This window comes from Anaerolineae bacterium, from assembly GCA_025062375.1.
Lineage (GTDB): Bacteria > Chloroflexota > Anaerolineae > SpSt-600 > SpSt-600 > SpSt-600.
In genome coordinates, this window is the sequence record JANXAG010000030.1 from 1 (window position 1) to 23,732 (window position 23,732).

Below are 23,732 nucleotides of genomic sequence, written 5' to 3' on the forward strand. Positions count from 1 at the left end.
CCTCCTTTTTTCGCTTTGACTTAAGGCACAATTTGGTTTATCCTTATGCCAATGTTTTGGCCAAGCCTGGCGAAACCCCTTAATGGAGGGAGCCATGAAGTCACTGGAAAAAATCATTTCCCAAATTGGCCCCCTTTCAGAAAATGCAATGCTTGCAGCAAAATTGCGCCAGGACCAATTGACTAAACCCCAGGGTAGCCTGGGACGCCTGGAAGAGCTTTCCATTCAAATTGCCGGTATCACAGGCAACCCCCGGCCGGTTATCCACCATAAAGCGGTTATCGTCGTGGCAGGAGACCATGGAGTAGCAGCAGAAGGAGTGAGCGCTTACCCTCAGGAGGTCACAGCTCAGATGGTCTACAATTTCTTGCAGGGTGGAGCTGCCATCAACGTCCTGGCCCGCCACGTCGGTGCCCGGGTAACGGTTGTGGATGCAGGCGTCGCTGTTGACCTGGAACCCCATCCGGCCTTGAAGATCAGGAAAATCGGCTACGGGACAGGCAATATTGCCCGTGGTCCCGCTATGACACACCAGCAGGCCCTTCAAGCTCTGGAAGTCGGCATTGCGTTAGTGGAAGAAGAATTAAGCCAGGGTTTAGACCTCGTTGCGCCCGGGGATATGGGAATTGCCAATACCACTCCGGCAGCTGCCATCGCCGCCGCCGTAACCGGGCTACCACCAGCGATGGTCACCGGACGAGGCACAGGCGTAGACGGCGAAACCCTGGCCCACAAAGTCGCGATAGTAGAACGGGCACTGCAGGTTAATAAACCTGATCCAAAAGATGGAGTGGACCTTCTGGCGAAAGTCGGAGGATTTGAGATCGGCGTTATAACAGGCATCATATTGGGCGCAGCTGCCCACCGCATCCCTATTGTGCTGGATGGATTCATATCCACTGCAGGGGCCCTTATTGCGGCAACTATCGCTCCAGCTGTGAAAGATTACTGCATTGCCGGACATAATTCCGCAGAGCAGGGCCACCATGCCATGCTGGAATACTTGGGTCTTAAACCCCTTCTGGACCTGAACATGCGCCTTGGAGAAGGAACCGGCGCAGTTTTAGCGATGAGCTTGGTGGAAGCTGCCTGCAAGATACTGAACGAGATGGCAACCTTTGCCGAAGCAGGGGTTTCGGAGCGGACCAGGTAATTATACTGAGGGCAGTCGATGTTTCGTGCGTTTGTGGTTGCAATGCAATTTTTGACTCGTTTGCCCCTCCCAAAAAGGGAAGTCTCGCTGGAAGAGGTCGGACGAGCGGCCTGGGCGTTCCCGTTGGTTGGGATTTTGATGGGTTTATTGCTGCTGGGCTCAAACTGGGCGCTGAGCTTTATATTTTCTCCCCTTTTAAAAGCTGCCCTTGTCCTGGCCCTGTGGATAGCGGTGACTGGTGCGTTGCATCTTGATGGATTTGTGGATTGTTGCGATGCGCTGCTGCCCCCAAGGCCTCCAGAAGTCCGGCTGGAGATCCTACGGGATACCCATGTGGGCGCTTTCGGAGTGGTTGGCGCTGTAATATTGTTGCTCGTTAAATTTGCGGCCCTGGAGACCTGCGTGACGGAAGGAAAGCAGGTGGCGTTGCTCCTGGCCCCACCATTGGGGCGATGGGCAATGGTTTATGCGATGGTGCATTACCCCGCCGCGCGCGCCTCCGGAGTAGGGAAAGTGGTGAAAGAGGCTACTGGCTGGCGGACCTTGGTGGGAGCTACCTTGCTGGTTCTGTTGATCTTACCAGTGCGTCCGGTGGAAATAACACTTTCCTTCGTTTTAACCTGGTTATTTACCGTCCTTTTCGCCCACTGGGTCCTGGGTCGTATCCGCGGTTTTACTGGCGATGTCTACGGTGCTCTCTGTGAGCTAACGGAAGTCATAATACTGCTTGCATGGTCTATCGGGAGGAAGTGGTGAGGTTCCGCCTGGGTTCCACTTCCTACGTTTATCCGGCGGATATTCTCCCGAATGTGCAGCGACTGGCGGGGCTGGTGGATGATATAGAGCTGGTGTTCTTTGAAGTAGAAGACACCAGCAACCTACCGGATGCAGACACCGTGGCAAAGCTGAGGAAAATAGCCCGGAAACACGGGGTGAGCTACACCGTTCATTTACCCACGGATCTTCGGTTGGGGGCAGAAGGAGAAGAATGGGAATCTTCGGTGAACAAGGCTTGCAAGGTCATCCGGAGCGTCCGCTCTTTAGAGCCCTGGGCCTACATCGTCCACCTCTATCCTGATATGACCGGAAGTTTTATTGAGTGGCAGGAAAGGTGCGTTAAAGCCCTTGAAGTGCTGGCTAATGAGGCGGGTAAACCGGAGATTCTGGCCATAGAAAACCTGGAGAACTGCCCTCTGGAGTGTCTTGTTCCCATTTTAAAGCAAACGTCCGTTAGCCTGTGCCTTGATATAGGTCACCTCTGGTTGGCCGGTGTGAACCCTCTTCCGGTCTTGAAAGTTCATCTGGGACGGACGCGGGTCCTTCACCTGCACGGGGTGGCCCAGCGGGATCACCTTTCCTTATCCTGCGTACCTCCGGCCTCGCTGCGTGCTATTCTAAGGGAACTGATACTTCAGGGGTATCGAGGTGTTGTCACGGTGGAGGTTTTCTCAGCGGAAGATTTTTTCCCTTCGCTGAAGCTCATCTTATCTTTACTGAAAGGGATGAAGGGCCGGAAGTGAAGTTGATCCTCGTCCTGGGCGGTGCCCGCAGCGGGAAGAGCGCATATGCTCAGCAGCTGGCCGAAAATCTGGGCCAGCGGGTTCTGTTTGTGGCAACGGCGACGGCAGGCGATGAGGAAATGGCTGAACGAATTGAGCGCCACAGGGCTGTGCGCCCGCCTCATTGGCGTACGCTGGAAGCTCCTCTGGGCATCGGACGCGCCCTGGAGGCTGCCATTGCTGATGCGGAAGTTGTGCTCATGGATTGTTTAACTTTGCTGGTCTCCAATTGGATGATGGAAGAGGGAGAAAGAACTCCAGCAGATCGCTTGGAGGCGCTGGTGAAAGAAGAATTGGAGGCGATAATGAAAGTCTGCGAGGAAAGGGAGGTTACCCTCATAGTGGTTTCTAACGAAGTGGGGATGGGGTTAGTGCCTCCGTACCCTATGGGACGGGTTTTCCGGGATGTCCTGGGCCAGATAAACCAGTGGCTGGCAGCCCGGGCTGATAGGGTAGTGCTGATGGTAGCGGGGATTCCGCTGGAGCTCAAGGGGCCGGCGGCAAAATAATTCTGTTCGGTCAAGCACTATGGTGCTCTGACCCCCTTGACAAAGGCACCGTTACTGTGCTACTATCAGAAAAAACCAGACCAGGGCTCTGACCGATGTATCCCAAAAGTGAGATTTTGTTCCCTCACCGAAATATTTGTACATTGAAAAATTTGAGGGGACGTAAATGGCAGAAGCTTGTAGAAAGAGTGGCAACCTTGCCAGAAACTCATGAAGAGAGCCTGGCTTTTTCTCTCCTCATCATAAGGCTTTGCAATTGCCTCAATTGTAATCTGGGCAGTTACAAGGCCTCTCTCGGATGCGTAACGTGCGCCAAGCGAGCTGTTATCGGTTTCAAGGAAAGCGATGAGGCCCTTCTTAAACTTTTTGAACAGGCCCGCCGGGAAGTAGCCGAATTCCTGGCCTCTGTCCCTGAGGATGAGCTTTTATGCGAATCGGACTGATCCTCTCGCTCGTTTTTCTCCTCTTAGCCTTTTTTCTTGGGCTTAAATCAAACCTATTCTTTTACCTGACCGGGGAAGAAAAAGCTCTCGCTCAGTTAAGCGCCCTGACTCAACTGATATCTTCACACCTGCGCCCTCCACTCCAGGTGGATTTCTACGCCCCTGTATCTCATGCCGGAGTAAACCCTTTCGGTATAAACACCTTTCTGGAACAGGAGGTGGAGCCAGAAAAGCGAGAGCGAACCGTAAGGCTCATAGCCGAAGCTGGTTTCCACTGGATACGCCAGGAATTCCCCTGGGAAGATATTGAAATCCACGGGAAGGGAGATTTCCAGGACCGAAGGCACCTTCCTTACCGCTCGGCCTGGGAAAAGTACGACCACATAGTTTCTCTGGTTGAAAAATACGGTTTGGAGTTAATAGTGCGCCTTTCCAACCCTCCGGCTTGGTCCAGAGCTGATGGAGATGCCCGTGGCACTTTCGCTCCCCCCGATAATTTTGAGGATTTCGGTGATTTCGTCTACACAGTAGTAAGCCGTTACCGGGGTCGGGTGCGATATTACCAGATCTGGAATGAACCCAACATTTATCCGGAATGGGGTGAACAGCCAGTGAACCCGGAAGAATTTACCCGCCTCCTCCAGATCGCCTACACCAGGGCAAAAGAAGCTGATCCAAATGCGGTGATAATCTGTGGCGCTCTGGCCTCCACCATTGAGCTCGGCCCCAGAGACATGAACGATTTCATTTTCCTGCAGCGCATGTATAATGCCGGAGCTAAGGATTATTTTGACATTATGGCTATGCAGGGTTACGGATTATGGTCAGGACCATACGACCGACGGATGAACCCAAGGGTGATCAATTATTCCAGAGTCCTCTTCGTAAGGGATATGATGGTTAAAAACGGCGATGCTCACAAGCCTATTTGGATTTCGGAAATGAACTGGAACGCTGTTCCAGAAGGCCTTCCCGCACCTTACGGGAGAGTTTCTCTGGAACAGCAGGCCCGCTATGCTGTGATGGCCTACCAGAGGGCTCAGGAAGAGTGGCCCTGGGTTGGGGTAGTAAACTTCTGGTTCTTCAAACGTCCCACGGATCAGTGGCTGAAGGAGAACAAACCAGAATATTTCTTCCGGATGGCGGAGCCGGATTTCACCCTTATGCCGGTCTATTACGCCCTTAAGGATTACATCCATAGAGCCAGAGTTATGTATCCAGGGTTCCACCAGGAGGACCACTGGGCCGTCACCTATCGGGGCAAATGGGAGAAAGGCGAAGGAGAGCGAGCTGTTTTGAAAAAATTCTTGAAGGCCACAGCTGAAAGCGAGCTGGAGTTTAGGGTCAAGGGCTCAGAGCTTTACCTTGTAGTAGTCCGAGGGCCGAGGATGGGAACCATTGAGGTAGAAGTGGACGGGAAGGTTACTCGCTACAGTCTGGAGGCGCCCGAAGAAAGGTGGCAAGAGCTCATCCCTGTTTTCCGAGAGTTTTCTTACCGGGAGCGCAATGTGAAGATAAGGGTTCACGCTACCCCCTCCAGTCCGGTAATTGTTGACGGTTTTCTGGTTAAGAAGCCCTTCTGGCTTCCTTAACGTCCCTTTTTTATTGTAAGCCTCAAAAAGCCTCCCCTCTTCTGGGCCCAGAGCAGGTGGCCATCAAGGGCAAGAAAGAAGGAAACCAGAGCCTTAAAGTCGTAAAAACGGCTGCGCATAAGGAGCAATCTCTCCCCTAAAGCTATTACTTTCACCGCAAAATTGGTTATATCTGGCTCTTCAAGGAAAAGTTTCCCGCCCTTTTTCAGGACCCGCATCAGCTCTTTTGCTGCCTGAAGATGGTCCTCAAAGTGATGAAAAGCGTCAACAACGATAGCCGCATCGGCTACCCCCGGGGCGAAGGGAAGCGCTTCTGCGCGGGCGCAGCACGCCATTAGACCCTTTCCCTTTGCCCGCACCAGCATCCCAAACGAAGGGTCCACCACTATAACCTTTGCCTCACTCTTCAGAACCCTCGCTACTCTTCCCGTCCCACCTCCCACATCTATGACCAGCCCTTCCCTCCCCAAGTCAATCCACGATAACTTCTCGCGAACGGGCGAGGAAATTATTCGGTCATAGAGGGGGGCAATCCATGAGAAAAGGTCCGGCATCTTATTCCACCTGTAATATTATGTAAATCAATCGGCCACTTTTTTCCCGGAAGTGGGCCACTTCTTGGAGTTTAAGCTTTCTTTCCTGAGCCAGAGCCTCCAGGGCCTCCACCCGCCCTCTGAATACCGTGTCCTCCGGAGCATGAGCGATAAATATGGTCCCGGGCTTCAAGAAAAGAGAAGCTCTCTCCCTGAAGCCAGCATCGGGTTCCTGGAAGCTTTCATAGCCGAAAATCTCCACAGGAGTTGCCTTCCCCAAAGTGAGGAAACGGACGGAAGCCTCTATGCCCCAATCCAATGCAACCATTGAACTTCCCTCCCTATGAAGAAGGTAACTGGCCAGATTGTAGATGGCATCGGAGTGGAAAGAGTGGCCTCCGCTGAAGGCCAAAGCCCGATGGTAAAGCACAGTTGCCCTGAGGTCACCGCTGGCCCAGAGCAGGAAGGCAAAAGTAGCCAGGACTTTCACAGGACGGGAAAAGCCAGAAGCTCTGAACAGGAGAGCCACCCCTATCGCTCCCGCAAGGGCCAGAAGGGGCAGAAGGAAGAAGTAATGGGTTATAAAGAGTCCGCTTATAGTAAAGGCGCTCTCGGCCACTATAAAACCGATGATAAGAACTGGCAGAAGGGCTTTGCGTTCAGCTTTTCGGGTTAAAACCAGGATTAAAGTAACCAGCGCAAGCCCACCTCCGACCCACGGAGCCACCGGGTTGGAGAAGATTCCTCCAAGATACCAGAGGTGGTCCCCCTTTAACAGGGTTACAACCTGTTTTAGCCTTGTGAGAACATTTTCCCCCCAGGAGAGATTGCTGATGCCGTAGTAGGAAAATTGGAGGTTCCTGAGGACCGTTGAAATCGTGCCTTTAGTCATGGCGTTGAAAGCTAAAAACGGAAGGAGGGGCAGGAAGAAGATGATCAGAGCAAGGATCAATTGCCTGATCGATGGGAGCCTTCGGAAAAGCCCCGCTGTGGCAGAAAGGACCATGGCCACTATGGCCCAGAGGAAGAGGACTTTAGAATAAAGGCCAAGCCCCCACAATAAAGCCAGACAATAGAGGTCGCGGAGTCTCCTTTTATCCCACCAGCGCAATCCGCAGAGCAGGCTTGCCATGAGGAAAAGGGATGTGATACTGGTCACGAAGATCCCCTGCCTGTTCCAGAAGACGAAAGAGGGATTGAAGGCCAGAAGAAGCGCTGCCACCATTCCCGCTGGAGGTCCGCATAGCTTCCGGGCTACAGCCCAGGTGAGAAAGAGGGTACCAGCGCCAGCGGAAACTGTGTAGAGCCGCAGGGCTTCTACCTTTATCCCCAGCGCCCCCAGAAAAGGTAAGGAGAGAAAGACGTTGAGAGCTCCGATATAATCCTGAACCATAAGGGGGATGCCAGCAGGACCCACCCTGACTTGAGCTCCGCGGAAAGCAGTGGTGGGGAGCCCCTGGAAGAACTCCATGGCGTTGAGACCAGCCTCTTTAGCCTCATCGTAATGGAGGCCCGGTAAACTCAAGTTCCAGAGGCTGAGGGCCAGAAATGCAATTAAAGCCAGGATAAGTCCCCATCGGTCAATGGATTCCATCATGGCTTTACCTCAAACTCCACTGCTTTACCGAAGGGTTCCAGAGAGGGCCAGCGATAAAAACCTGCCTTAACGCGCAGAGGGAATGCGAAGGCCCCTTCAATTTCGTGAACGTCCCTCAGGAGCTGACCGGGCTTCCACAAAGATGCAGGATAAAATACACCTCCCGGCCTGTGGTCGCTTCCGGCTATCCGCTCCCCACCAGCTCCCAGGATGTGAAGGTAGCTATGAAAGTCCTCCCTCAAGGGGCCAAGGGCTTTCCAGTAAAGGGCGATTTTTATCCTCCCATTCCTTTCCAGGAGCCTGTATCCAGCAAGGGTTAAGCTATCGGAAACCTCAAGGTTCAGGGGAATGAACCCTTCCTCCCTAACCTTCCCCACAACTTTGCGCAGGCCATCCCACTCCTGCAGTTCGTAGGCCACTTCCAACCCTTCCATCGGCTTTATGGCAAAAACTGGGCGGCCGGAAGCCAGAGCTCTGTCCAGCACAAACCCAATATCCCCGAGCTGTGGCACCATCATTGGGAAAAGCGGTATCAGGTCAGGTCGCCTTTTCTCCACCAGCTGGAAGTAATAGAGAGGCACCAGCTCATCCCGGTCGTTGCTCACGAGGATGGCTCCTTCGGGCAAGGGAAGGCTGAGGATGTAATCCCATTTCCTGGCCACATCGGTCCCAGGACTGTGGCTAAAGGTGTGGAAGTTCTGCCATAAGAGGATAAAGGGGACGATGATTAGGAGCAATGCTTTATTACCCAACTTGACAGCAAGCTCTCCAGCCCCGCAGGAGATCCAGAAGGCAAAAAGCAGGTAAACGGGTGTGTAAAGAAAGCGGATATCACCTATAAGGTAAGCGAGGTTGAAAATCCACACGCTTACAAAGCCAAGACCTGTGAGGGCCAATATATCCCAGCGGCGGCGGAGGAAAAGTCCCAGAATTCCGACCATCCCCAGGATAATTCCTCCCCATCCGAACTCTTCCACAAGCCACCGACCTGCTTCCATCAGCCTGTCCTGGCTGATGGCTTCCCACCTCAATAGCCCTCCGAACCTCCTGGCCATGATGAAATCCAGGAAACCTCTGAAGGAATTATCGTAGAGGATCAGGGTATCAGTGGGGCTGAGCTGGACGCTGAGGTAAGGGAGGTTGGGAGCTCGTAGGGGAATGAGGAGGTATAGGAGCAAAGGGGCAAGGAGGAGAACCAAAGCTAAAAGGAAAGGCCCACCTGGTCTGCTTCTCCTCAGCAGGTAAAAGGCTATGACCCCTGGCAGGATGAGGATAAAGCTACGGTGATGGGCGAGGCTTGAGCCGAGAATTAAGGATAGAACCGGCAGAGGCAGGTTTTTGAGGACAGACCAGAGGAAAAGGATGAGGAGGAAGGCGTTAAAGGTGTATACTTCGGCGACCGTGGCCTGGCTCCAGAAAGTTCGGGAAAAGGCGAAGGTCAGGGCTCCCACGGCAGGAGGCCACAGGTATGAGGGCGAATTGTGTTCCCTGCTTACCTCCAAGGCAAACAGGGCTAAAAGCCCCACAGCGGCGGCGCCCCATAGGGCGGAGAAAAAGTTCATCTTAAAAGCTACATTTCCCACCGGAAAAAGGTGGCTCCAGATCCAGCCCAGGAAACAGAAAAGCGGATAACCTGGAGGATGGGGGATCCCCAGGACATAGGGGACGAACTGAAATTCCCCAGGGTCACCTTCCAGAACGCCGGGGGCAAGGGTTCTGAGGTAAAAAGCCAAAGCCAGCAGGGTGATAATCAATGCGAGGGCTATCTTCACTCTTTCCGCCCCAGCGCTATCAGGAATATGCCCAGCACGATTAAGGCTACCCCTATCCACTGGATTGAGAGAATTCGCTCTTTGAACAAAAGCCTGGCAGCCACCACCTGAACGGCTACGAACCCGAGCCCCATGAAGATCCCGTAAGCTAGATAGAGGGGGATAAACTTAAGAAGGAGGGTGAAGGAGATAACTCCCACAAGGCCTGCCAGATTTGCCATTACTTGCCAGGCCAGGAACTCCCGCCAGTTCTGGCTTCCTGCTGATAGCTTGAACCCAACGTTGCTGGTGACCACGCAGGCTACATACAGGAGCCCTAAAGCTGGCACTATTAGCTGTTTTGTCATGGCTTATTGCCCCTTAAGGGATAAGCGATAGGCTTTGACTGCTTTTACGAAACCCCGGAAAAGGGGGTGAGGGCGGTTGGGTCTGGATTTGAATTCGGGGTGGAACTGGCTTGCTACCATCCAGGGATGATCGGCCATTTCTACAATCTCCACCAGCTCTCCATCGGGAGAAGTTCCAGAAATGATAAGCCCCTGGGAGGTCAGGAGCTCCCGGAAAGCATTGTTGAACTCATAGCGGTGGCGGTGGCGCTCATAGACCTGGCTCGCCCCATAGGCTTGAGCGGCTTTCGTGCCGGGGACAAGCTTGCAGGGGTAAGCCCCCAACCTCATCGTCCCTCCCATCTCCTTTATACCCCGCTGGCTGGGGAGAAGGTCAATTACCGGGTAAGGGGTGTCGGGGTTAAATTCGGTGCTGTTGGCTTCGTTGTTTCCCAGAACATGGCGAGCAAATTCTATAACCATGACCTGCATTCCGAGGCAGAGGCCCAGGTAGGGGATTTTGTTTTCCCGGGCAAAGCGAGCGGCAATTATCTTGCCCTCAATCCCCCGGTAACCGAAGCCTCCGGGAACTATGATGCCTTCCACTTTCTTCAGGCGCTCCAGTGCATTCCCCTTTTCCAGGTCCTCGGCATTTATCCACTCAATCTCCACATCGCACCCTTCGTGGACGGCCGCATGGCGAAGGGCTTCCTTCACGCTTATGTATGCGTCCACGAGCTGGATATATTTGCCAACTATCCCAACCCTTATCTTCTCCTTGGGCCTTTTTATCTCCTCCACCATCTCGGCCCACTCTTCCAGGTCTGGTTTCTTCTCCTCTATTTGGAGCTTTTCCATTATGAATTGTCCAAGGCCGGCTTTCTCCAGGATGAGAGGAACCTCGTATACAGTATCCACCGTTACAAGGGGGATAACCGCCCTTTTCTCCACATCGCAGAAGAGAGCTATTTTATCCTTGAGAGGTTCGTCCATCGGGTAATCGGAACGGCAAACTATGACGTCGGGCTGGATTCCGATGGAGCGCAGTTCTTTGACGCTGTGCTGGGTGGGTTTGGTTTTAAGCTCGCCGGTGGAACTCAGGTAGGGCAAAAGGGTGATGTGGATGTAGAGGGTGTTTTCGCGGCCGAAGTCCTTGCGCATCTGCCTTATGGCCTCCAGGAAAGGCTGTCCTTCAATATCGCCCACAGTTCCCCCCACTTCCACCACAATGACTTCAGCTTTGTGTTCTTCGGCAGCCTGGACGATCCGGCGCTTTATTTCATCGGTTATGTGAGGGATGACCTGTATGGTGCCACCGAGGTAATCACCACGCCTTTCTTTAGCGATGACTTCAGCGTAAATCTGGCCAGCTGTAACATTGGAAGAGCGGGAGAGGTTCTCGTCTATGAACCGTTCGTAGTGGCCCAGGTCCAGGTCTGTTTCTGCTCCGTCCTCGGTGACGAAGACTTCACCATGCTGATAGGGGGACATGGTTCCGGGGTCAACGTTTATATAGGGGTCAAGTTTCTGAAGGGTTACGGCCAGGCCACGGCTTTTGAGAAGTCGGCCTATAGAAGCGGCGGTTACCCCCTTCCCCACAGAAGAGACAACTCCTCCTGTGCAAAAAATGAATTTAGGCATACCTCATCTCCTCACCCGGTGGTTAGGGGGGCTTAAAGGGGCCCTTTTTATTTTACCTGAAAGCCTGCTCATTGCCAAATTTTACCCCCTTGCGCCATCGCCCATAGAGCTCGGTAAGCTCAGCGAGACGAGATTTCATCTCTTGGGTCAGGGCCTCAGGTCGGGAACGCCACTGCCAGTTGCCTTCGGGACGGCCCGGATAGTTCATGCGGGCTTCGCTCCCCAGGCCCAGTATGTCCTGGAATGGGATTATAGCCAGGTCTGCTACTGAAGCCATAGCCAAGCGGATCATAACCCAATTAACTTCCCGTCCGTCGGTGGCGGTGTACTTGCAGAAGTGCTCCCGCACTTCTTCAGGAAGTGAATTGAACCACCCGATGGCCGTGTCGTTATCGTGAGTTCCAGGGTAAACCACACAGTTGCGGGGATAGTTGTGAGGGAGGTGCGGGTTATCGGGACCGGAACCGAAGGCAAACTGGAGGATTTTCATTCCCGGAAAGCCGAACTTTTCCCGCAGAGCTTCTACCTCTGGTGTAATGTAGCCCAGATCCTCAGCGATGATGGGAACTTCGCCGAGAGCCAATTTAAGGGCATTGAAAAGCTCCTCCCCTGGCCCCTTCACCCACCGCCCGTTAACAGCAGTATCCTGACCTGCGGGCACTTCCCAGTAGGCCTCAAAACCCCGGAAATGGTCCACCCGCACTACATCCACATATTCCAGCGTTCGCTTAAAGCGCATTATCCACCAGTCATACCCTCTTTCGGCCAGGACATCCCAGCGGTATATTGGGTTGCCCCAGAGTTGCCCGGTGGGGCTGAAATAATCGGGTGGGACTCCAGCAACGACTGTGGGACGTCCACTTTCGTCCAGGTGGAAAAACTCGGGATGCGACCACACATCAGCGGCATCGTAAGCCACATAAATTGGAATATCGCCGATGATACGGATACCCTTGCCCGCCGCATACTCTTTCAGAGCCCTCCATTGCCGGTCAAACACGAATTGGGCGAACCTGTAAAAGAGGATTTCATCGGCGAGCCTTTGGCGGGCCAATTCCAGCGCTTCTGGATTTCGCAGGGCCAGCTCTGGCTCCCACTCGTTCCAGGAAACGCCTCTGTGGGCTTCCTTAAGGGCCATAAAGAGGGCGTAATCCTCAAGCCAGTGAGCTTGACGGCGGCAGAAATCCTCGAATTCTTCCTGCATACATCCTGTGGCTTTAAAATTTTCAAAGGCCCGGCGCAGAAGTTGATTTTTGAAAGCTCGCACGAGCGGGTAATCCACCCTTTCCAGAGGGAAATCGGGAGCCCCCTGCCAATCCTCCGGCGAGAGAAGCCCTTCCTCCACAAGCTTTTCCGGGCTGATCAACACCTCAGCTCCGGCCATAGCAGAGGAGGAAACATAAGGGGAGTCGCCCACGCCCGGGGGATTAAGGGGCAGGATCTGCCAGAAGGTTTGGCCTGTTTCTTCCAGAAAATCCACAAACCGATAGGCTTCAGGGCCGAGATCTCCTATCCCGAAGCCTCCCGGTAAAGAAGAGATGTGAAGGAGAATTCCAGAACTTCGGGCAAGCATTGTGACCACCTCCTTTGCCCTGATTTTATCATCCGAAACCAGGATGCCAAAAACCTCGCAGCAGTTTTCCTGTCAAATGATAATGTCACTGGGCTAGAAAAGCCAAAACTTATCAGGGCGCCTGCAGGCATGAAAGGAAGAGTGCCCACCCGCTGCCGGCGGCTTTCCCTTCACCGTCCGAGCTCGGCCGCAAATGCGTTCATGTATCCAGAAGTCGCATTCCGGGTGTGGATTTGACAGGAGGAAAGAAGTGGTGTATTTTAACGGGGGACAATCGCATCACAGGCTACAAAGGGCTGGCGCAGATGGCAAGCGATTGATTTCCCCGGAGCACCCAGGTAGAGAGGGCGGGGTAGCAAACCAGCGCCAAGTGAAAGGTAAGCCCGGAAACAGAAGGCGCTGAATCCTCCCAGGCAGGCCGCTGGAAAAGCGCAGAAGCAAAAGGGTAGTTCAACAAACTGCAGAGCTGACAGTGCTAAAAGGAGGGGAAATTCCGGCTAAAATTTACTTTTCATTGGGTATTGGAAGCCCCCGGGCTCCGCACCCCTTTAATAGACGTTGCATAGCAGAAAGGAATCACCATGAGCCAGCTTATCCTCAGAGACCCTTTCAGGGTGAGGAGCATGGCCACTTTTACCGATGGTATAGGGCAGTTCGCCCCCCTGTGCTTTTCCCGAATTTGATTTGGAGAAGCCTCTGGACATGATGCACCTGGCTGGGAACCCGGGAGAGCAGTTTGCTACCCGTAAGGTAGATTTCCCGCTGCGGCTCACGTTCTCAATACGAAGGCGCAGGATGGAAGAGCCTGCGGTCAATTATAACAAAGAAAGGAGCGTAAAATGTTTCGTGCAAAGTTGGGTTATAAACTGTTTATATCCCTTTTTTGTCTTATTCTCCTGTCAACCGTGAGATGCGGTGGCTTGCAGAGTCTGCAAGCTACGCCCACCCCCACAGCGACATCCACTTTCACACCAACTCCCACACTTACCCCAACCGCAACGCCCACACCTACTCCCACGCCGACGCCAGTGCCTATTCAGGCTCTGCTGCCCCAGGCGGCACAACTCTGCGATGCAGCATTTCAATCCTCGATCCGCGAAGGTTCACCTGTTCCTGCTGTGCTTACTCTCGTCTACGAAGAGTATGAAGAAAAAGGGTGGGAAATTAGGGCTTTACCTCATGGTCCCGAATATGCATTTGAAGTAAATACTCTGGCTTGCGTGAAGGAAGGCCGGGATAGAGTGGCAACGTATACCCCAGGGAACATACCGGGATACAGACTTATCTGGAACGTTCGCCTCGTTCGCTGGCCAAATGGCGAAGTTCTCGCCGAGAAAACCCTTATGGGTTATGACCCTCCGAGCGTTTATGTAGGTGTGCCTACAAGTGCCGTGTACGGTAGGCCACCTGAGATTGACCTTATGGAATGGCTATCGTCATTTCGCCTCTGGCGAGATATTATAGTTGTTGTGCCTGCTTACAGGGACATGGCCTTTTCTCCAGATGGCAAAACATTAGTTTCAATTTCCGAAACGGGTGAAATGCGGTTCTGGCAGGTAGCTGACGGCACTCTTTTGCGGTCCCGTTTCATAGATGGATTAGTCGAATTTAAAGCGAGCTTCTCTCCGGACTTGACCATGGTGGCTTGCGTCGATTACCATTCAGTATCGTTGTACCGGGTATCTGATGGGCGCTTTTTGAGCACTTTCTCGGCTCCGTTAGAGGGAATAGAAATTAGGCCATATAGTTTAACATTTTCACCGGACGGAATTTTATTGGCAGTAGGATGGAGTGACAGCAAAGCGCGTATCTGGCGGGTTTCCGACAGTTCCCTCCTGCTCACCCTTAAACATGAAAGTGAGGTGCATAGCCTGGCCTTTTCCCCGGATGGAACGATCCTGGCCTCGGGCGCGAAAGATGGTTCCATACGACTCTGGCGTGTATCTGATGGGATGCTCTTGCGCACCCTTAAAGGGCATAAAGATAGGGTAAATAGTCTGGCTTTTTCCCCGGATGGGACACTGCTTGCCTCGGCCTCTGAAGACGGGTCTCTGCGAATCTGGCGAGCCTCTGATGGCTCTCCACTGTATGAATTAACTGGACATTTATTAGAAGTGCAGAGCGTTGCTTTTTCACCAGATGGAGCTCTACTGGCATCAGGAGATTCTGCCGGAACTGTGCGGCTCTGGAGCGCTTCCGATGGTAGTTTGCTACGTATCTTAGAGGGCCACCAAAATTCGGTGGTTACGTTGCTCTTTTCCCCCGACGGGACCTTACTGGCTTCGGGCTCGCTTGATGAGACCGTGCGATTCTGGAACCTGGATGAACTGGATGTATCCACGAAATGGACCACCGTTCTAAGCGATTCTTTTGACAAAAATTTGAACGACTGGCCGATCTCCTATGAAGAAGAGGACGAGTTCTGGCTCTCTCTCACTCAACAAATCCGCCAGGGTGTATATCGATGGGAAGGGAAAGCCAAAAGAGATGTTGTCACCTGGTCATGGCCTGATATTAAAGACCTGTCCGATTTCCATCTATCGGTGGATGTCAGGCAAATCAGTGGCGTAGACAGCGCTGAAGCAGGCGTGGTCTTCAGGCTCAGCGACGATAATTTTTACCTGTTCAGCATTATCCCAAAGCAACAAGAATATGGCCTGTGGCTTTCACACGCCGGTGAATGGGAAACACTGGTGGACTGGACGACTTCCTCAGCGATATTAACTGATGGGTGGAACCGGATTGAAGTCCGGGGAAGAGGCTCACTTTTCACCGCGTGGGTGAATGGCCACAAAGTAGCGGTGGTATCGGATTCCAGGCTGCCTGAGGGCAAGGTGGGTTTGACCATCGGCTTCTTCAATGCAGGGGACGAAGCTGTTTTTGAATTTGATAACTTTGAAGTTCGCGAGCCCACCCTATCTATCCATGTCCCGAAACCCACTCCTATGGCAAAAACACCATCAGTGCTTATTCGGTTAGGGCCTGGCAAATACGGAGACCCTCTATGGCTGGAAGTCGTGCTGGGGGAATACACGCTGGCAAGTGGGACCACCCTGCTGCCCGGGTCTGCCATCGGTGTTTTTGAAGAATGGCTGACCTTTCAACCGGGGCTTGGTATTGATGTGGTGGATGGGGCAATCACTCTTAGGGGTAAAACTTACCCACCGGGGACAAAGCTCATCGTGAACCCGCAAGGGGAGCTGATGCCGAGATAGGCTGCTCACCGGGCACCAAGGCTCAGGCACCTCTTTCATCCGCAGGTTTCTTCGGGCCAGGCCTTTGTGCACGGCATATAGCGGACGAACCCGCATTACGTGCAACCCCTTTGCTCTGCTTTGTTGAAGGTGGTATAATCAAAATCCCAGGAGGGAGGGCCTGTGGGTGATGGATGCCTCAATGAAAAGATGGCTGAAGTAAGAGCACTGGTGGATGCCAAAGGTTTCAGCAGCGACGAAAGCCGCATCTGGGAGATGTTAGCTCTCATCCATTCTGAAATCTCCGAAGCCACCGATGCCTACAAAAAGGGCGAGCCGCTGGAAAAGGTGGGGGAGGAACTTATTGACGCTATAATCCGCATCCTCCATCTTCTTTCAGCTCTGGGTCTGGATGCGGAAAAGCTTTACCAGAAGAAAATGGCCGAAAATTGGGCAAGGCCTTGTAGATATGGGACAGTGAGGGGAGGGTGAACCGGGAAAGGCTTTACAAGATCACCGCCATAGTTCTCAGGCGGACAGATTTCGGGGAGGCTGATAGACTTTTAACAGTTTACTCCCTGGAGGAAGGTAAGCTCCGCCTGCTGGCTAAGGGGGTTCGGAAACCCACAAGCCGCAAAGCTGGCCATCTGGAGCTTTTCACTCACGTGAGGCTATTGGTGGCAAGAGGCAGAGAGCTGGACCTCATCACTCAAGCCGAGGCTTTAGAGTATTTCCGGGCCCTGAGGGAAGATCTGGTCCGCACCGGCTATGCCCACTATATTGCCGAACTTGCGGACGGCTTTATGGCTGAGCAGGATAAGAACCCAGCAGTTTTCCACCTCCTCCTTGACACTTTCCGGCGCTTGGAAGCAGGCCAGGAGGCCTGGCCAATCCTGCGTTTCTTTGAACTTCGCTTCCTCACCCTGGCAGGTTACAGGCCCGAGCTTTTTGTTTGCGTCAAGTGCCGGGAACCCCTCAAAGCTTCCATCAACTACTTTTCCCCAGCCGATGGCGGAGCGCTCTGCCCCCGCTGTGGCGAGGGAAAAGATGGAACCATGACCCTTTCGCCGGGGGCTTTGAGAGTGATGCGCTTCTTCCTCACCCGAGAATATGAAGTGTGTCAGCTGTTGCGGGTGCCCGGGAACATCAACCTGGAAGTTACAGCTCTTCTCAGGCGCTATCTCATTTATCATCTGGAAAAGCCTCTTAAATCCACCAGGTTTCTGGAGAGGCTTGAGGTGGAAAACATCGCATAGGGGGTGCTTTATGGGCAGAGCTCTGTCTTTTCAGGAAGTTATCTTACGTCTTCAGAGATTCTGGGCTGATAGGGGATGCCTGATCTGGCAACCCTACAGCGAGAAAGTGGGGGCCGGGACCATGAACCCAGCCACGTTCCTCAGGGTTCTCGGGCCTGAGCCCTGGAATGTGGCTTACGTGGAGCCCTCCTATCGCCCTGCCGATGGCCGTTACGGAGAAAACCCCAACCGGATGCAGCTCCACTTCCAGTTCCAGGTGATCCTCAAGCCCGATCCCGGTAATCCCCAGGAGATTTACCTTGAAAGCCTGAAAGCTCTGGGCATTGACCCCGCTCAGCACGATATCCGTTTCGTGGAAGATAACTGGGAATCCCCGGCCCTCGGGGCATGGGGGCTCGGATGGGAAGTGTGGCTTGATGGCCTGGAAATAACCCAGTTCACCTACTTCCAACAGGCAGGGGGAATTGACCTTAATCCGGTAGCTGTGGAGATAACCTACGGCCTTGAACGCATAGTTATGTTCCTCCAGCAAGTGAGGAGTGTCTGGGAGATTGACTGGGATGGAGTCCATACCTATGGAGATATCCTCCTCCGCTCTGAAGTAGAGCACTGCATTTACGAGTTTGAAGAAGCCGATGTGGAAAGGCTCCGACGCCTTTACAACGAGTACGAGGCCGAAGCCAGGCGATGCCTTGAAAGAGGCCTTGTCATTCCCGCTCACGATTACATCCTTCGCTGCTCCCATACCTTCAACCTCCTGGACTCCAGGGGAACCATAGGGGTGGCCGAAAGGGCTTCATATTTTGCCCGAATGCGGGAACTTGCCCGCCAGGCTGCCCAGCTATATCTGAACCAGCGCCAGGAAGCAGGCTTCCCCTGGCTGGGCAAAGCCCCTGAACGCAAAGAGGAGCCCCCCATTAAACCAGAGGAAACTGCCTACCTGCCCCCTTACGCTGACGCCCTCCTGGAAATCGGGACTGAAGAGCTCCCGGCGCGGGATCTGAGCTCGGCGGTGGAACAGCTCAGAGCTCTCGCCCCAGAACTTCTGACCCAGGCCCGCCTTCGTTACGAAAGCCTCTATGTGGCCGGGACGCCCCGCCGCCTCGTCCTCTACATCAAAAACCTGGCTTCTTCCCAGGAGGAAGAAGAGCTCACCATCAAAGGACCACCGGCCTCGGTGGCTTTTGACCCCGAAGGGAGACCGACGAAGGCAGCGGTCGCCTTTGCGGAAAGGCACGGGATCAGGGTTGAGGACCTCCAGATTCAGGAATACGAAGACAAACGCTATGTCGTAGCTGTGGTCCGGGAAGCGGGGAAAACTGCTCCTGCTGTCCTGGCCGAGCTTTTCCCCCGGTTGATTTCATCCCTGCGTTTTGCCCTCACGATGCGCTGGAACGAAAGCGGTGTCAGATTCTCAAGGCCCATCCGCTGGCTTGTAGCCCTCTTCGGCGAGAAGGTGGTGGATTTTGAGTATGCTGGGGTTCGTTCTGGCCGAACGACCCGGGGCCTCAGGCCCGAAGGCTCCCCCCTCATCACCCTTAAGAAAGCCGAGGACTATTTCAGGGTCATGGAGGAAGCCGGCATCATGATAGACGTTGATAGACGAAGGGAAACGATAAGGGAACAGGCAGCCAGGCTGGCCTCAGAAGTAAACGGAACCATCCCCGACGATCCGGACCTGCTGGAAGAAGTCACAAACCTGGTAGAAAAGCCAACGGCCTTCCTGGGAACCTTTGAACCCACTTACCTCCGCCTCCCCCAGGAAGTCCTGGTGACCGTCATGAAGAAGCACCAGCGCTACTTCCCCATCCTCTCGGCAGACGGCCAGCTGTTGCCGTATTTTGTAGTAGTCCGCAATGGGGATACGAGGCATCTGGAAACTGTGCGCAGAGGGAATGAAGCTGTCTTGCGGGCCCGCTTCGCCGATGCTGATTACTTCATAACCACAGACCTGAAAAAGTCCCTTGAAGAATATCTGCCCAGACTTAGAGGCCTCACCTTCCATGAAAAATTAGGGTCAATGCTGGATAAAGTAACCCGGCTGGAGAGGCTGGTCTCATGGCTCTGTCAGCGCCTTGGCCTTTCGGATGAGGAAACTCGAAAGGCCTCCAGGGCGGTTCACCTGTGCAAGGCCGACTTGGCCACCCAGATGGTCATAGAGCTCACGGACCTTCAGGGGGTCATGGGCCGCCACTATGCTCTCCGCTGGGGAGAGGACCCCGAAGTGGCCGAAGCCATTTTTGAGCACTACCTGCCCCGCTTTGCCGGCGATGCTCTCCCTAGGACAGTTCCGGGCACAGTGGTGGGGATTGCCGACAGGGTGGATAGCCTCGTGGGCTTCCTTGGAGCGGGCCTTGCTCCCACCGGCTCCGCCGACCCCTACGGACTCCGGCGGACGGCCCTGGGGCTCGTTCAGATCCTTGTGGACAAAGGCATAGACTTTTCCCTTAGGGAAGCCCTGGCCGAGGCCTCCCGCCTTCTTCCCTTCCCCATCCCGGAAGAAACCCTGAAAGAAGCCCGGGAGTTCATCGTGGCCAGGATGCGGGGCCTGTTCCAGGAAAGGGGTTACCGGACCGACCTCATAGAAGCTGTTCTGGCGGAGCGAGCTGATAATCCATACCTGGCCTGGCTGACCCTTCAGGACCTGGCCCGCTGGGCGCAGAAGCCCGAATTCCCCACCGTTATGACCGCCTTTATCCGTCCGGCCAGGATAGTGAAGGACGTGCCTGAACTCCTCCCGCTCCATCCCGAACGCTTCACCGAACCTGCTGAGCATAATCTCTACCGGGCATACCTGGAGGCAGAAGAAAAAAGACGGAAGGTTAACGATATCGATGGCCTTTTCAGCCTGCTCATGCCCCTTGTGGAGCCCATTGACAAGTTCTTCTACGAAGTCTTCGTTATGGTGGAGGACAGGGAAATCCGTGAAAACAGGCTGGCCCTCCTCCAGCGCATAGCCCTCCTGCCGAAGGGCATTGCTGACCTCTCCCGGGTGGAGGTATAATTTCTTACGGCGAAAGCCTGCAAGGTGGGAGGGGAAAATTGGAACGTTTCAAACTCGTTTCCCCCTTCAAGCCTACGGGGGATCAGCCCCAGGCTATAGAAAAGCTGGTGGAAGGTGTCCGTAAAGGATACCGCTATCAGACTCTGCTTGGTGCCACCGGGACTGGGAAAACCTTTGTAATTGCCAATGTTATAGACCAGGTTCAGAAGCCAACTCTGGTCATCGCCCACAACAAAACCCTTGCCGCTCAACTCTACGCCGAATTCAGGGAGTTCTTCCCCCACAACGCCGTGGAATACTTCGTAAGTTACTATGATTACTATCAGCCTGAGGCCTACCTTCCGGAATATGACCTCTACATTGAGAAGGATGCCGATATAAACGAGGAGATAGACCGTCTGAGGCTGGCAGCCACCTCCGCTCTCTTCTCCCGCCGGGATGTAATCATCGTGGCTTCGGTCTCCTGCATTTACGGCCTCGGGAGCCCCGAAGACTATGGACAGGTTGTTTTAACCCTGAAGAGGGGGGAAACCCGCCGCCGCAACAAAGTCCTCCGCCATCTGGTAGAAATCCAATACGAAAGAAACGACACCGTCCTGGAACGGGGAAAATTCCGGGTCCGGGGCGACACCGTAGAAATCCAGCCCGCCTACCTCCAAACGGCTTACCGCATTGAATTCTGGGGTGATGAGGTGGACCGCATCACCGAATTTGACCCTCTTACCGGCGAAATCTTGAGGGAGCTGGACACAATCGCCATCTATCCCGCCAAACACTTCATAACCCCCTATGAAAAGCTCCAGCTGGCTATAATGGATATAGAACGGGAGCTGGAGGAGAGACTGGCAGAACTTAGAGCTCAGGGGAAACTCCTGGAAGCCCAGCGCCTTGAGCAGCGCACCCGCTACGACCTGGAACTCCTCAAAGAGACAGGTTACTGTCCGGGCATTGAGAACTACTCCCGCCACCTCTCCCGCCGCAAGCCCGGAGAGCCCCCCTGGACCCTTCTGGATTACTTCCCCGATGACTTTCTGGTCATAATAGACGAATCCCACATGACAATACCTCAGCTCAGGGGGATGTATCACGGAGACTACACCCGTAAGAAAACCCTTGTAGATTACGGATTCCGCCTCCCTTCGGCTCTGGATAACCGCCCCCTGAAGTTTGAAGAGTTTGAGCAAAGGGTTCGCCAGGTTATCTTTACTTCCGCCACCCCTGGCCCTTATGAGATGGAGAAGAGCGAGCAGATAGTGGAACAGCTCATAAGGCCTACGGGAATTGTGGACCCCCAAATATTTGTCCGGCCCACCAGGGGGCAAATGGACGACCTCATCTCGGAAATCCGCAGGAGGGTTGAGAAGGGGCAGCGGGCCCTGGTTACCACCCTCACCAAAAGGATGGCCGAAGACCTGGCTGAATATCTGGCAGAGATGGGAATAAAGGTTCACTACCTTCACTCCGAAATTGATACCATTGAGCGGGTGGAAATCCTCCGCAACCTCCGCCTGGGGGTATACGATGTGGTGGTGGGTATAAACCTTCTAAGGGAGGGACTCGACCTTCCGGAAGTTTCCCTGGTGGCCATACTGGATGCCGATAAAGAGGGCTTTCTGCGCTCGGAAACGGCCCTGATCCAGACCATAGGCCGGGCTGCAAGGCATGTAGAAGGTACAGCAATCATGTATGCAGATACCATCACCGAAGCCATGCGCAAAGCGATGGAGGAAACAGAAAGGCGCCGCCGCATCCAGATGGAATACAACCTGCGCCATGGCATTGAACCCCGCACCATAGTCAAAGAGGTGCGCGATCTCACCGACAGGGTGCGGAAGGTAGCGGAACGCCGGGCTGAATACATCGTGAAGGGCGAGGAAATCCCCAGGGATGAGCTCAGGCGGATGATAAAAGAACTGGAGAACCAGATGCACTTAGCCGCCAGGAACCTGGAATTTGAAAAAGCGGCCGTGCTCCGGGACGAAATCTTTGAACTGCGCCGCCTCCTCGGGGAGAACGTCCCCGAAATTGAGAAAGTTATTGAGAAGCGGAGGAGGGGTGGTGAAAGGGAACGGGCTCCCTATTCCACCACCCCAACTGCCGGGGTGAGAAATTAGAAAGCGCACAGGAGCAGACACCTTGCCGCAGTTGTCCCCACAGTTCGGAGAAGAAAGCACTCCCGAGCTGCTTGCGCGTGGAAACAGCCAGCCCCCTGAAAACCAGAGGCCTCACAGCCTTCCTTTCCCCGAATCCTGCAGGGAAACGAGAGATTCCGGGAATGGCGAGAAAAAGGTTTGAACCGACAGGTATGGTTCCTCAAAGCGCAGGAGCCAGGCTCGCAGGATACCTACAGGCGTGCTTAGAGGCTGCTTATTCTCCCGGTAAGCGGTCAGCAAGTCCAGGAAATACCTCTTTTCCGCTGGAGTCAGTTGGTCAGAAAGGTAACCCAGGGCGTGCATAAGGACGTTGACGATGGCGGGGCGGCGAGGTGGGCGAGCCAGTGCAGCCTTAAATCCAGCAACGTATTGAGCCATCACTTCATTGACAGGCCGCTGTTGTGGGTTAGCCACGAGCCTGCCCAGTTCCCGCAAACGGGCCTGGTTGTAGGCCAGAAGGAGAAATTTGTTGCGGGTGTGAAAATCCACGAGCGCCTTCATCTGGCCTGAATCCACCACCTCTCGCAGCCGGGCCAGCGCAAAAATGACAGTGAAAAAGTGCTCGCGTATTGCCCGGTTGGTCAGGCGTCCCTCGTCCTCTACGGGGATATCGGGGAAGCGGGCCTTTACAGCACCACCGAATACCCCCATTCCAGCTCTGACCGGAGGGACCTTTTCGGCTGCAGAGTAGATTTTGACGTCCCTGAGCCCGCAAGAAGGGGAGCGACTCTTTAGGATGAAACCGTCCACGGGTGGGAGCCCATCCAGAAATGATGCGGCAAAGGCCTGCATTTTTTCCGTCAGATCCAGGCCGGTGACGGGCTGAAGCAGGCGAACTTCGCCGGCAATCCAGACCAGCCGCACAGGTGGGCGTGGAACCCCGAGGCCAATTTCCACCTCCGGGCAGACAGGGATGAATTCAACCCACTCTCGAAGAGAGTTTACGATGGGATCAAGAATTATGCTGCCATCGTAACGGCAGGGTTCAAATCCGAGACATTTGCTGACGACGATGCGAGGTTCAGGCATGGGTTTCCCCTTAAAAATCTGCAGAGGCTGATTTCATACAACACCATTCATAAGCCCTTTTTCCGGCTCTTTTCCGGCCTCCCGGCACGCCCTCATATAGTCCGCTCGCAGCGCAGCAGCCAGCTCGCCAAAAGCACCGGGGAGCGCTCTGGCAAAGGGGAGGATAATCCGCAAACCTTCGGCGAAGGCATCGCAAGCCTCCTGTGCCCGCCCCAGGCCCAGAAGGACACTACCATGTGCACCCAGGCTCCTGGCCAGGTCCGGAAGAAAAGCCTGGGGATTGACTTCCGCAAGCACACGGTAAATCCCCAAAGCTTCCTCCGTAGCCTTCAGCCCCTCCTCTAAACGACCAAGATCGGAAAGTCTGTTGCCCAGATTGTTGAGACTTCTGGCCAGGT

19 protein-coding genes are annotated in these 23,732 nt (G+C 54.2%); 11 read left to right on the forward strand and 8 right to left on the reverse strand.

Annotation, left to right across the window (positions count from 1 at the left end; translation table 11 throughout):
• The first annotated feature begins 94 nt into the window (after positions 1–94).
• The 6 genes from cobT (at position 95) to NZ653_07875 (ending at position 5,256) form a co-directional block, all read left to right on the forward strand.
• Positions 95–1,153: a nicotinate-nucleotide--dimethylbenzimidazole phosphoribosyltransferase gene (cobT, locus tag NZ653_07850; GenBank protein ID MCS7287030.1), complete on the forward strand. Its 1,059-nt coding sequence runs from the start codon at positions 95–97 to the stop codon at positions 1,151–1,153.
• Between the two features lie 18 nt (positions 1,154–1,171).
• Positions 1,172–1,909 (forward strand): adenosylcobinamide-GDP ribazoletransferase, encoded by a 738-nt coding sequence (gene cobS, locus NZ653_07855; protein MCS7287031.1) that lies wholly within the window; start codon positions 1,172–1,174, stop codon positions 1,907–1,909.
• Positions 1,906–2,673 carry a sugar phosphate isomerase/epimerase gene (locus NZ653_07860; GenBank protein ID MCS7287032.1) on the forward strand — a complete coding sequence of 256 codons (768 nt, stop codon included), beginning with the start codon at positions 1,906–1,908 and terminating at the stop codon, positions 2,671–2,673. The genes cobS and NZ653_07860 overlap by 4 nt, the downstream gene beginning before the upstream one ends.
• Entirely contained in the window at positions 2,670–3,221 is a 552-nt protein-coding gene (gene cobU, locus NZ653_07865) for a bifunctional adenosylcobinamide kinase/adenosylcobinamide-phosphate guanylyltransferase (protein ID MCS7287033.1), read from the forward strand. Before NZ653_07860 ends, cobU begins: the two co-directional genes overlap by 4 nt.
• A 188-nt stretch (positions 3,222–3,409) precedes the next feature.
• Positions 3,410–3,664: a hypothetical protein gene (locus tag NZ653_07870; GenBank protein MCS7287034.1), complete on the forward strand. Its 255-nt coding sequence runs from the start codon at positions 3,410–3,412 to the stop codon at positions 3,662–3,664.
• Positions 3,649–5,256, forward strand: coding sequence for a hypothetical protein (locus tag NZ653_07875; GenBank protein MCS7287035.1), 1,608 nt, complete (start codon positions 3,649–3,651; stop codon positions 5,254–5,256). The genes NZ653_07870 and NZ653_07875 overlap by 16 nt, the downstream gene beginning before the upstream one ends.
• Here NZ653_07875 and NZ653_07880 read toward each other — a convergent pair.
• Genes NZ653_07880 through malQ form a run of 6 tightly spaced genes read right to left on the reverse strand, consistent with a single transcriptional unit; the run spans position 5,253 to position 12,740 of the window.
• Positions 5,253–5,810: a methyltransferase domain-containing protein gene (locus tag NZ653_07880; protein MCS7287036.1), complete on the reverse strand. Its 558-nt coding sequence runs from the start codon at positions 5,808–5,810 to the stop codon at positions 5,253–5,255. The two genes, NZ653_07875 and NZ653_07880, sit on opposite strands and share 4 nt — an antisense overlap.
• A 1-nt stretch (position 5,811) precedes the next feature.
• Positions 5,812–7,386, reverse strand: a complete 1,575-nt coding sequence (locus tag NZ653_07885) for a glycosyltransferase family 39 protein (protein MCS7287037.1) — start codon at positions 7,384–7,386, stop codon at positions 5,812–5,814.
• Entirely contained in the window at positions 7,383–9,158 is a 1,776-nt protein-coding gene (locus tag NZ653_07890) for a DUF2723 domain-containing protein (GenBank protein MCS7287038.1), read from the reverse strand. The genes NZ653_07885 and NZ653_07890 overlap by 4 nt, the downstream gene beginning before the upstream one ends.
• A complete protein-coding gene (locus tag NZ653_07895) occupies positions 9,155–9,505 on the reverse strand; it encodes an SMR family transporter (protein MCS7287039.1) in 351 nt (116 codons plus the stop codon). Before NZ653_07895 ends, NZ653_07890 begins: the two co-directional genes overlap by 4 nt.
• Positions 9,506–9,508: 3 nt before the next feature.
• Entirely contained in the window at positions 9,509–11,125 is a 1,617-nt protein-coding gene (locus tag NZ653_07900) for a CTP synthase (GenBank protein MCS7287040.1), read from the reverse strand.
• Positions 11,126–11,177: 52 nt separating this feature from the next.
• Complete coding sequence (gene malQ, locus NZ653_07905; GenBank protein MCS7287041.1) at positions 11,178–12,740, reverse strand: 4-alpha-glucanotransferase; 1,563 nt, start codon at positions 12,738–12,740, stop codon at positions 11,178–11,180.
• A gap of 1,076 nt (positions 12,741–13,816) precedes the next feature.
• Here malQ and NZ653_07910 point away from each other — a divergent pair.
• The 5 genes from NZ653_07910 (at position 13,817) to uvrB (ending at position 22,266) form a co-directional block, all read left to right on the forward strand.
• Positions 13,817–15,913 carry a DUF1080 domain-containing protein gene (locus tag NZ653_07910; GenBank protein MCS7287042.1) on the forward strand — a complete coding sequence of 699 codons (2,097 nt, stop codon included), beginning with the start codon at positions 13,817–13,819 and terminating at the stop codon, positions 15,911–15,913.
• Positions 15,914–16,075: 162 nt separating this feature from the next.
• The gene (locus NZ653_07915) at positions 16,076–16,384 is read left to right on the forward strand and encodes a hypothetical protein (GenBank protein ID MCS7287043.1); all 309 of its coding nucleotides are present in this window, start codon (positions 16,076–16,078) and stop codon (positions 16,382–16,384) included.
• The gene (gene recO, locus NZ653_07920; protein MCS7287044.1) at positions 16,381–17,148 is read left to right on the forward strand and encodes a DNA repair protein RecO; all 768 of its coding nucleotides are present in this window, start codon (positions 16,381–16,383) and stop codon (positions 17,146–17,148) included. The genes NZ653_07915 and recO overlap by 4 nt, the downstream gene beginning before the upstream one ends.
• 10 nt (positions 17,149–17,158) lie before the next feature.
• Positions 17,159–20,152 carry a glycine--tRNA ligase subunit beta gene (glyS, locus tag NZ653_07925; protein ID MCS7287045.1) on the forward strand — a complete coding sequence of 998 codons (2,994 nt, stop codon included), beginning with the start codon at positions 17,159–17,161 and terminating at the stop codon, positions 20,150–20,152.
• A gap of 38 nt (positions 20,153–20,190) precedes the next feature.
• The gene (gene uvrB / locus NZ653_07930; GenBank protein ID MCS7287046.1) at positions 20,191–22,266 is read left to right on the forward strand and encodes an excinuclease ABC subunit UvrB; all 2,076 of its coding nucleotides are present in this window, start codon (positions 20,191–20,193) and stop codon (positions 22,264–22,266) included.
• 111 nt (positions 22,267–22,377) lie between these two features.
• Here the strand turns inward: uvrB and NZ653_07935 are convergent, their stop codons facing one another.
• On the reverse strand, positions 22,378–23,334 hold the full coding sequence (locus NZ653_07935) for a DUF523 and DUF1722 domain-containing protein (GenBank protein ID MCS7287047.1): 957 nt from the start codon (positions 23,332–23,334) through the stop codon (positions 22,378–22,380).
• Between the two features lie 33 nt (positions 23,335–23,367).
• Positions 23,368–23,732 (reverse strand): tetratricopeptide repeat protein (locus NZ653_07940; GenBank protein MCS7287048.1); only part of this gene is annotated, 365 nt, incomplete at its 5' end.

Excerpts from the sequence above, each read along its gene's own strand:
- cobT (MCS7287030.1), top strand. The coding sequence starts at position 95 with ATGAAGTCACTGGAAAAAATCATTTCCCAAATTGGCCCCCTTTCAGAA.
- cobS (MCS7287031.1), top strand. The coding sequence starts at position 1,172 with ATGTTTCGTGCGTTTGTGGTTGCAATGCAATTTTTGACTCGTTTGCCC.
- NZ653_07875 (MCS7287035.1), top strand. The coding sequence starts at position 3,649 with ATGCGAATCGGACTGATCCTCTCGCTCGTTTTTCTCCTCTTAGCCTTT.
- NZ653_07880 (MCS7287036.1), bottom strand. The coding sequence starts at position 5,810 with ATGCCGGACCTTTTCTCATGGATTGCCCCCCTCTATGACCGAATAATT.
- NZ653_07885 (MCS7287037.1), bottom strand. The coding sequence starts at position 7,386 with ATGATGGAATCCATTGACCGATGGGGACTTATCCTGGCTTTAATTGCA.
- NZ653_07895 (MCS7287039.1), bottom strand. The coding sequence starts at position 9,505 with ATGACAAAACAGCTAATAGTGCCAGCTTTAGGGCTCCTGTATGTAGCC.
- NZ653_07900 (MCS7287040.1), bottom strand. The coding sequence starts at position 11,125 with ATGCCTAAATTCATTTTTTGCACAGGAGGAGTTGTCTCTTCTGTGGGG.
- glyS (MCS7287045.1), top strand. The coding sequence starts at position 17,159 with ATGGGCAGAGCTCTGTCTTTTCAGGAAGTTATCTTACGTCTTCAGAGA.
- NZ653_07935 (MCS7287047.1), bottom strand. The coding sequence starts at position 23,334 with ATGCCTGAACCTCGCATCGTCGTCAGCAAATGTCTCGGATTTGAACCC.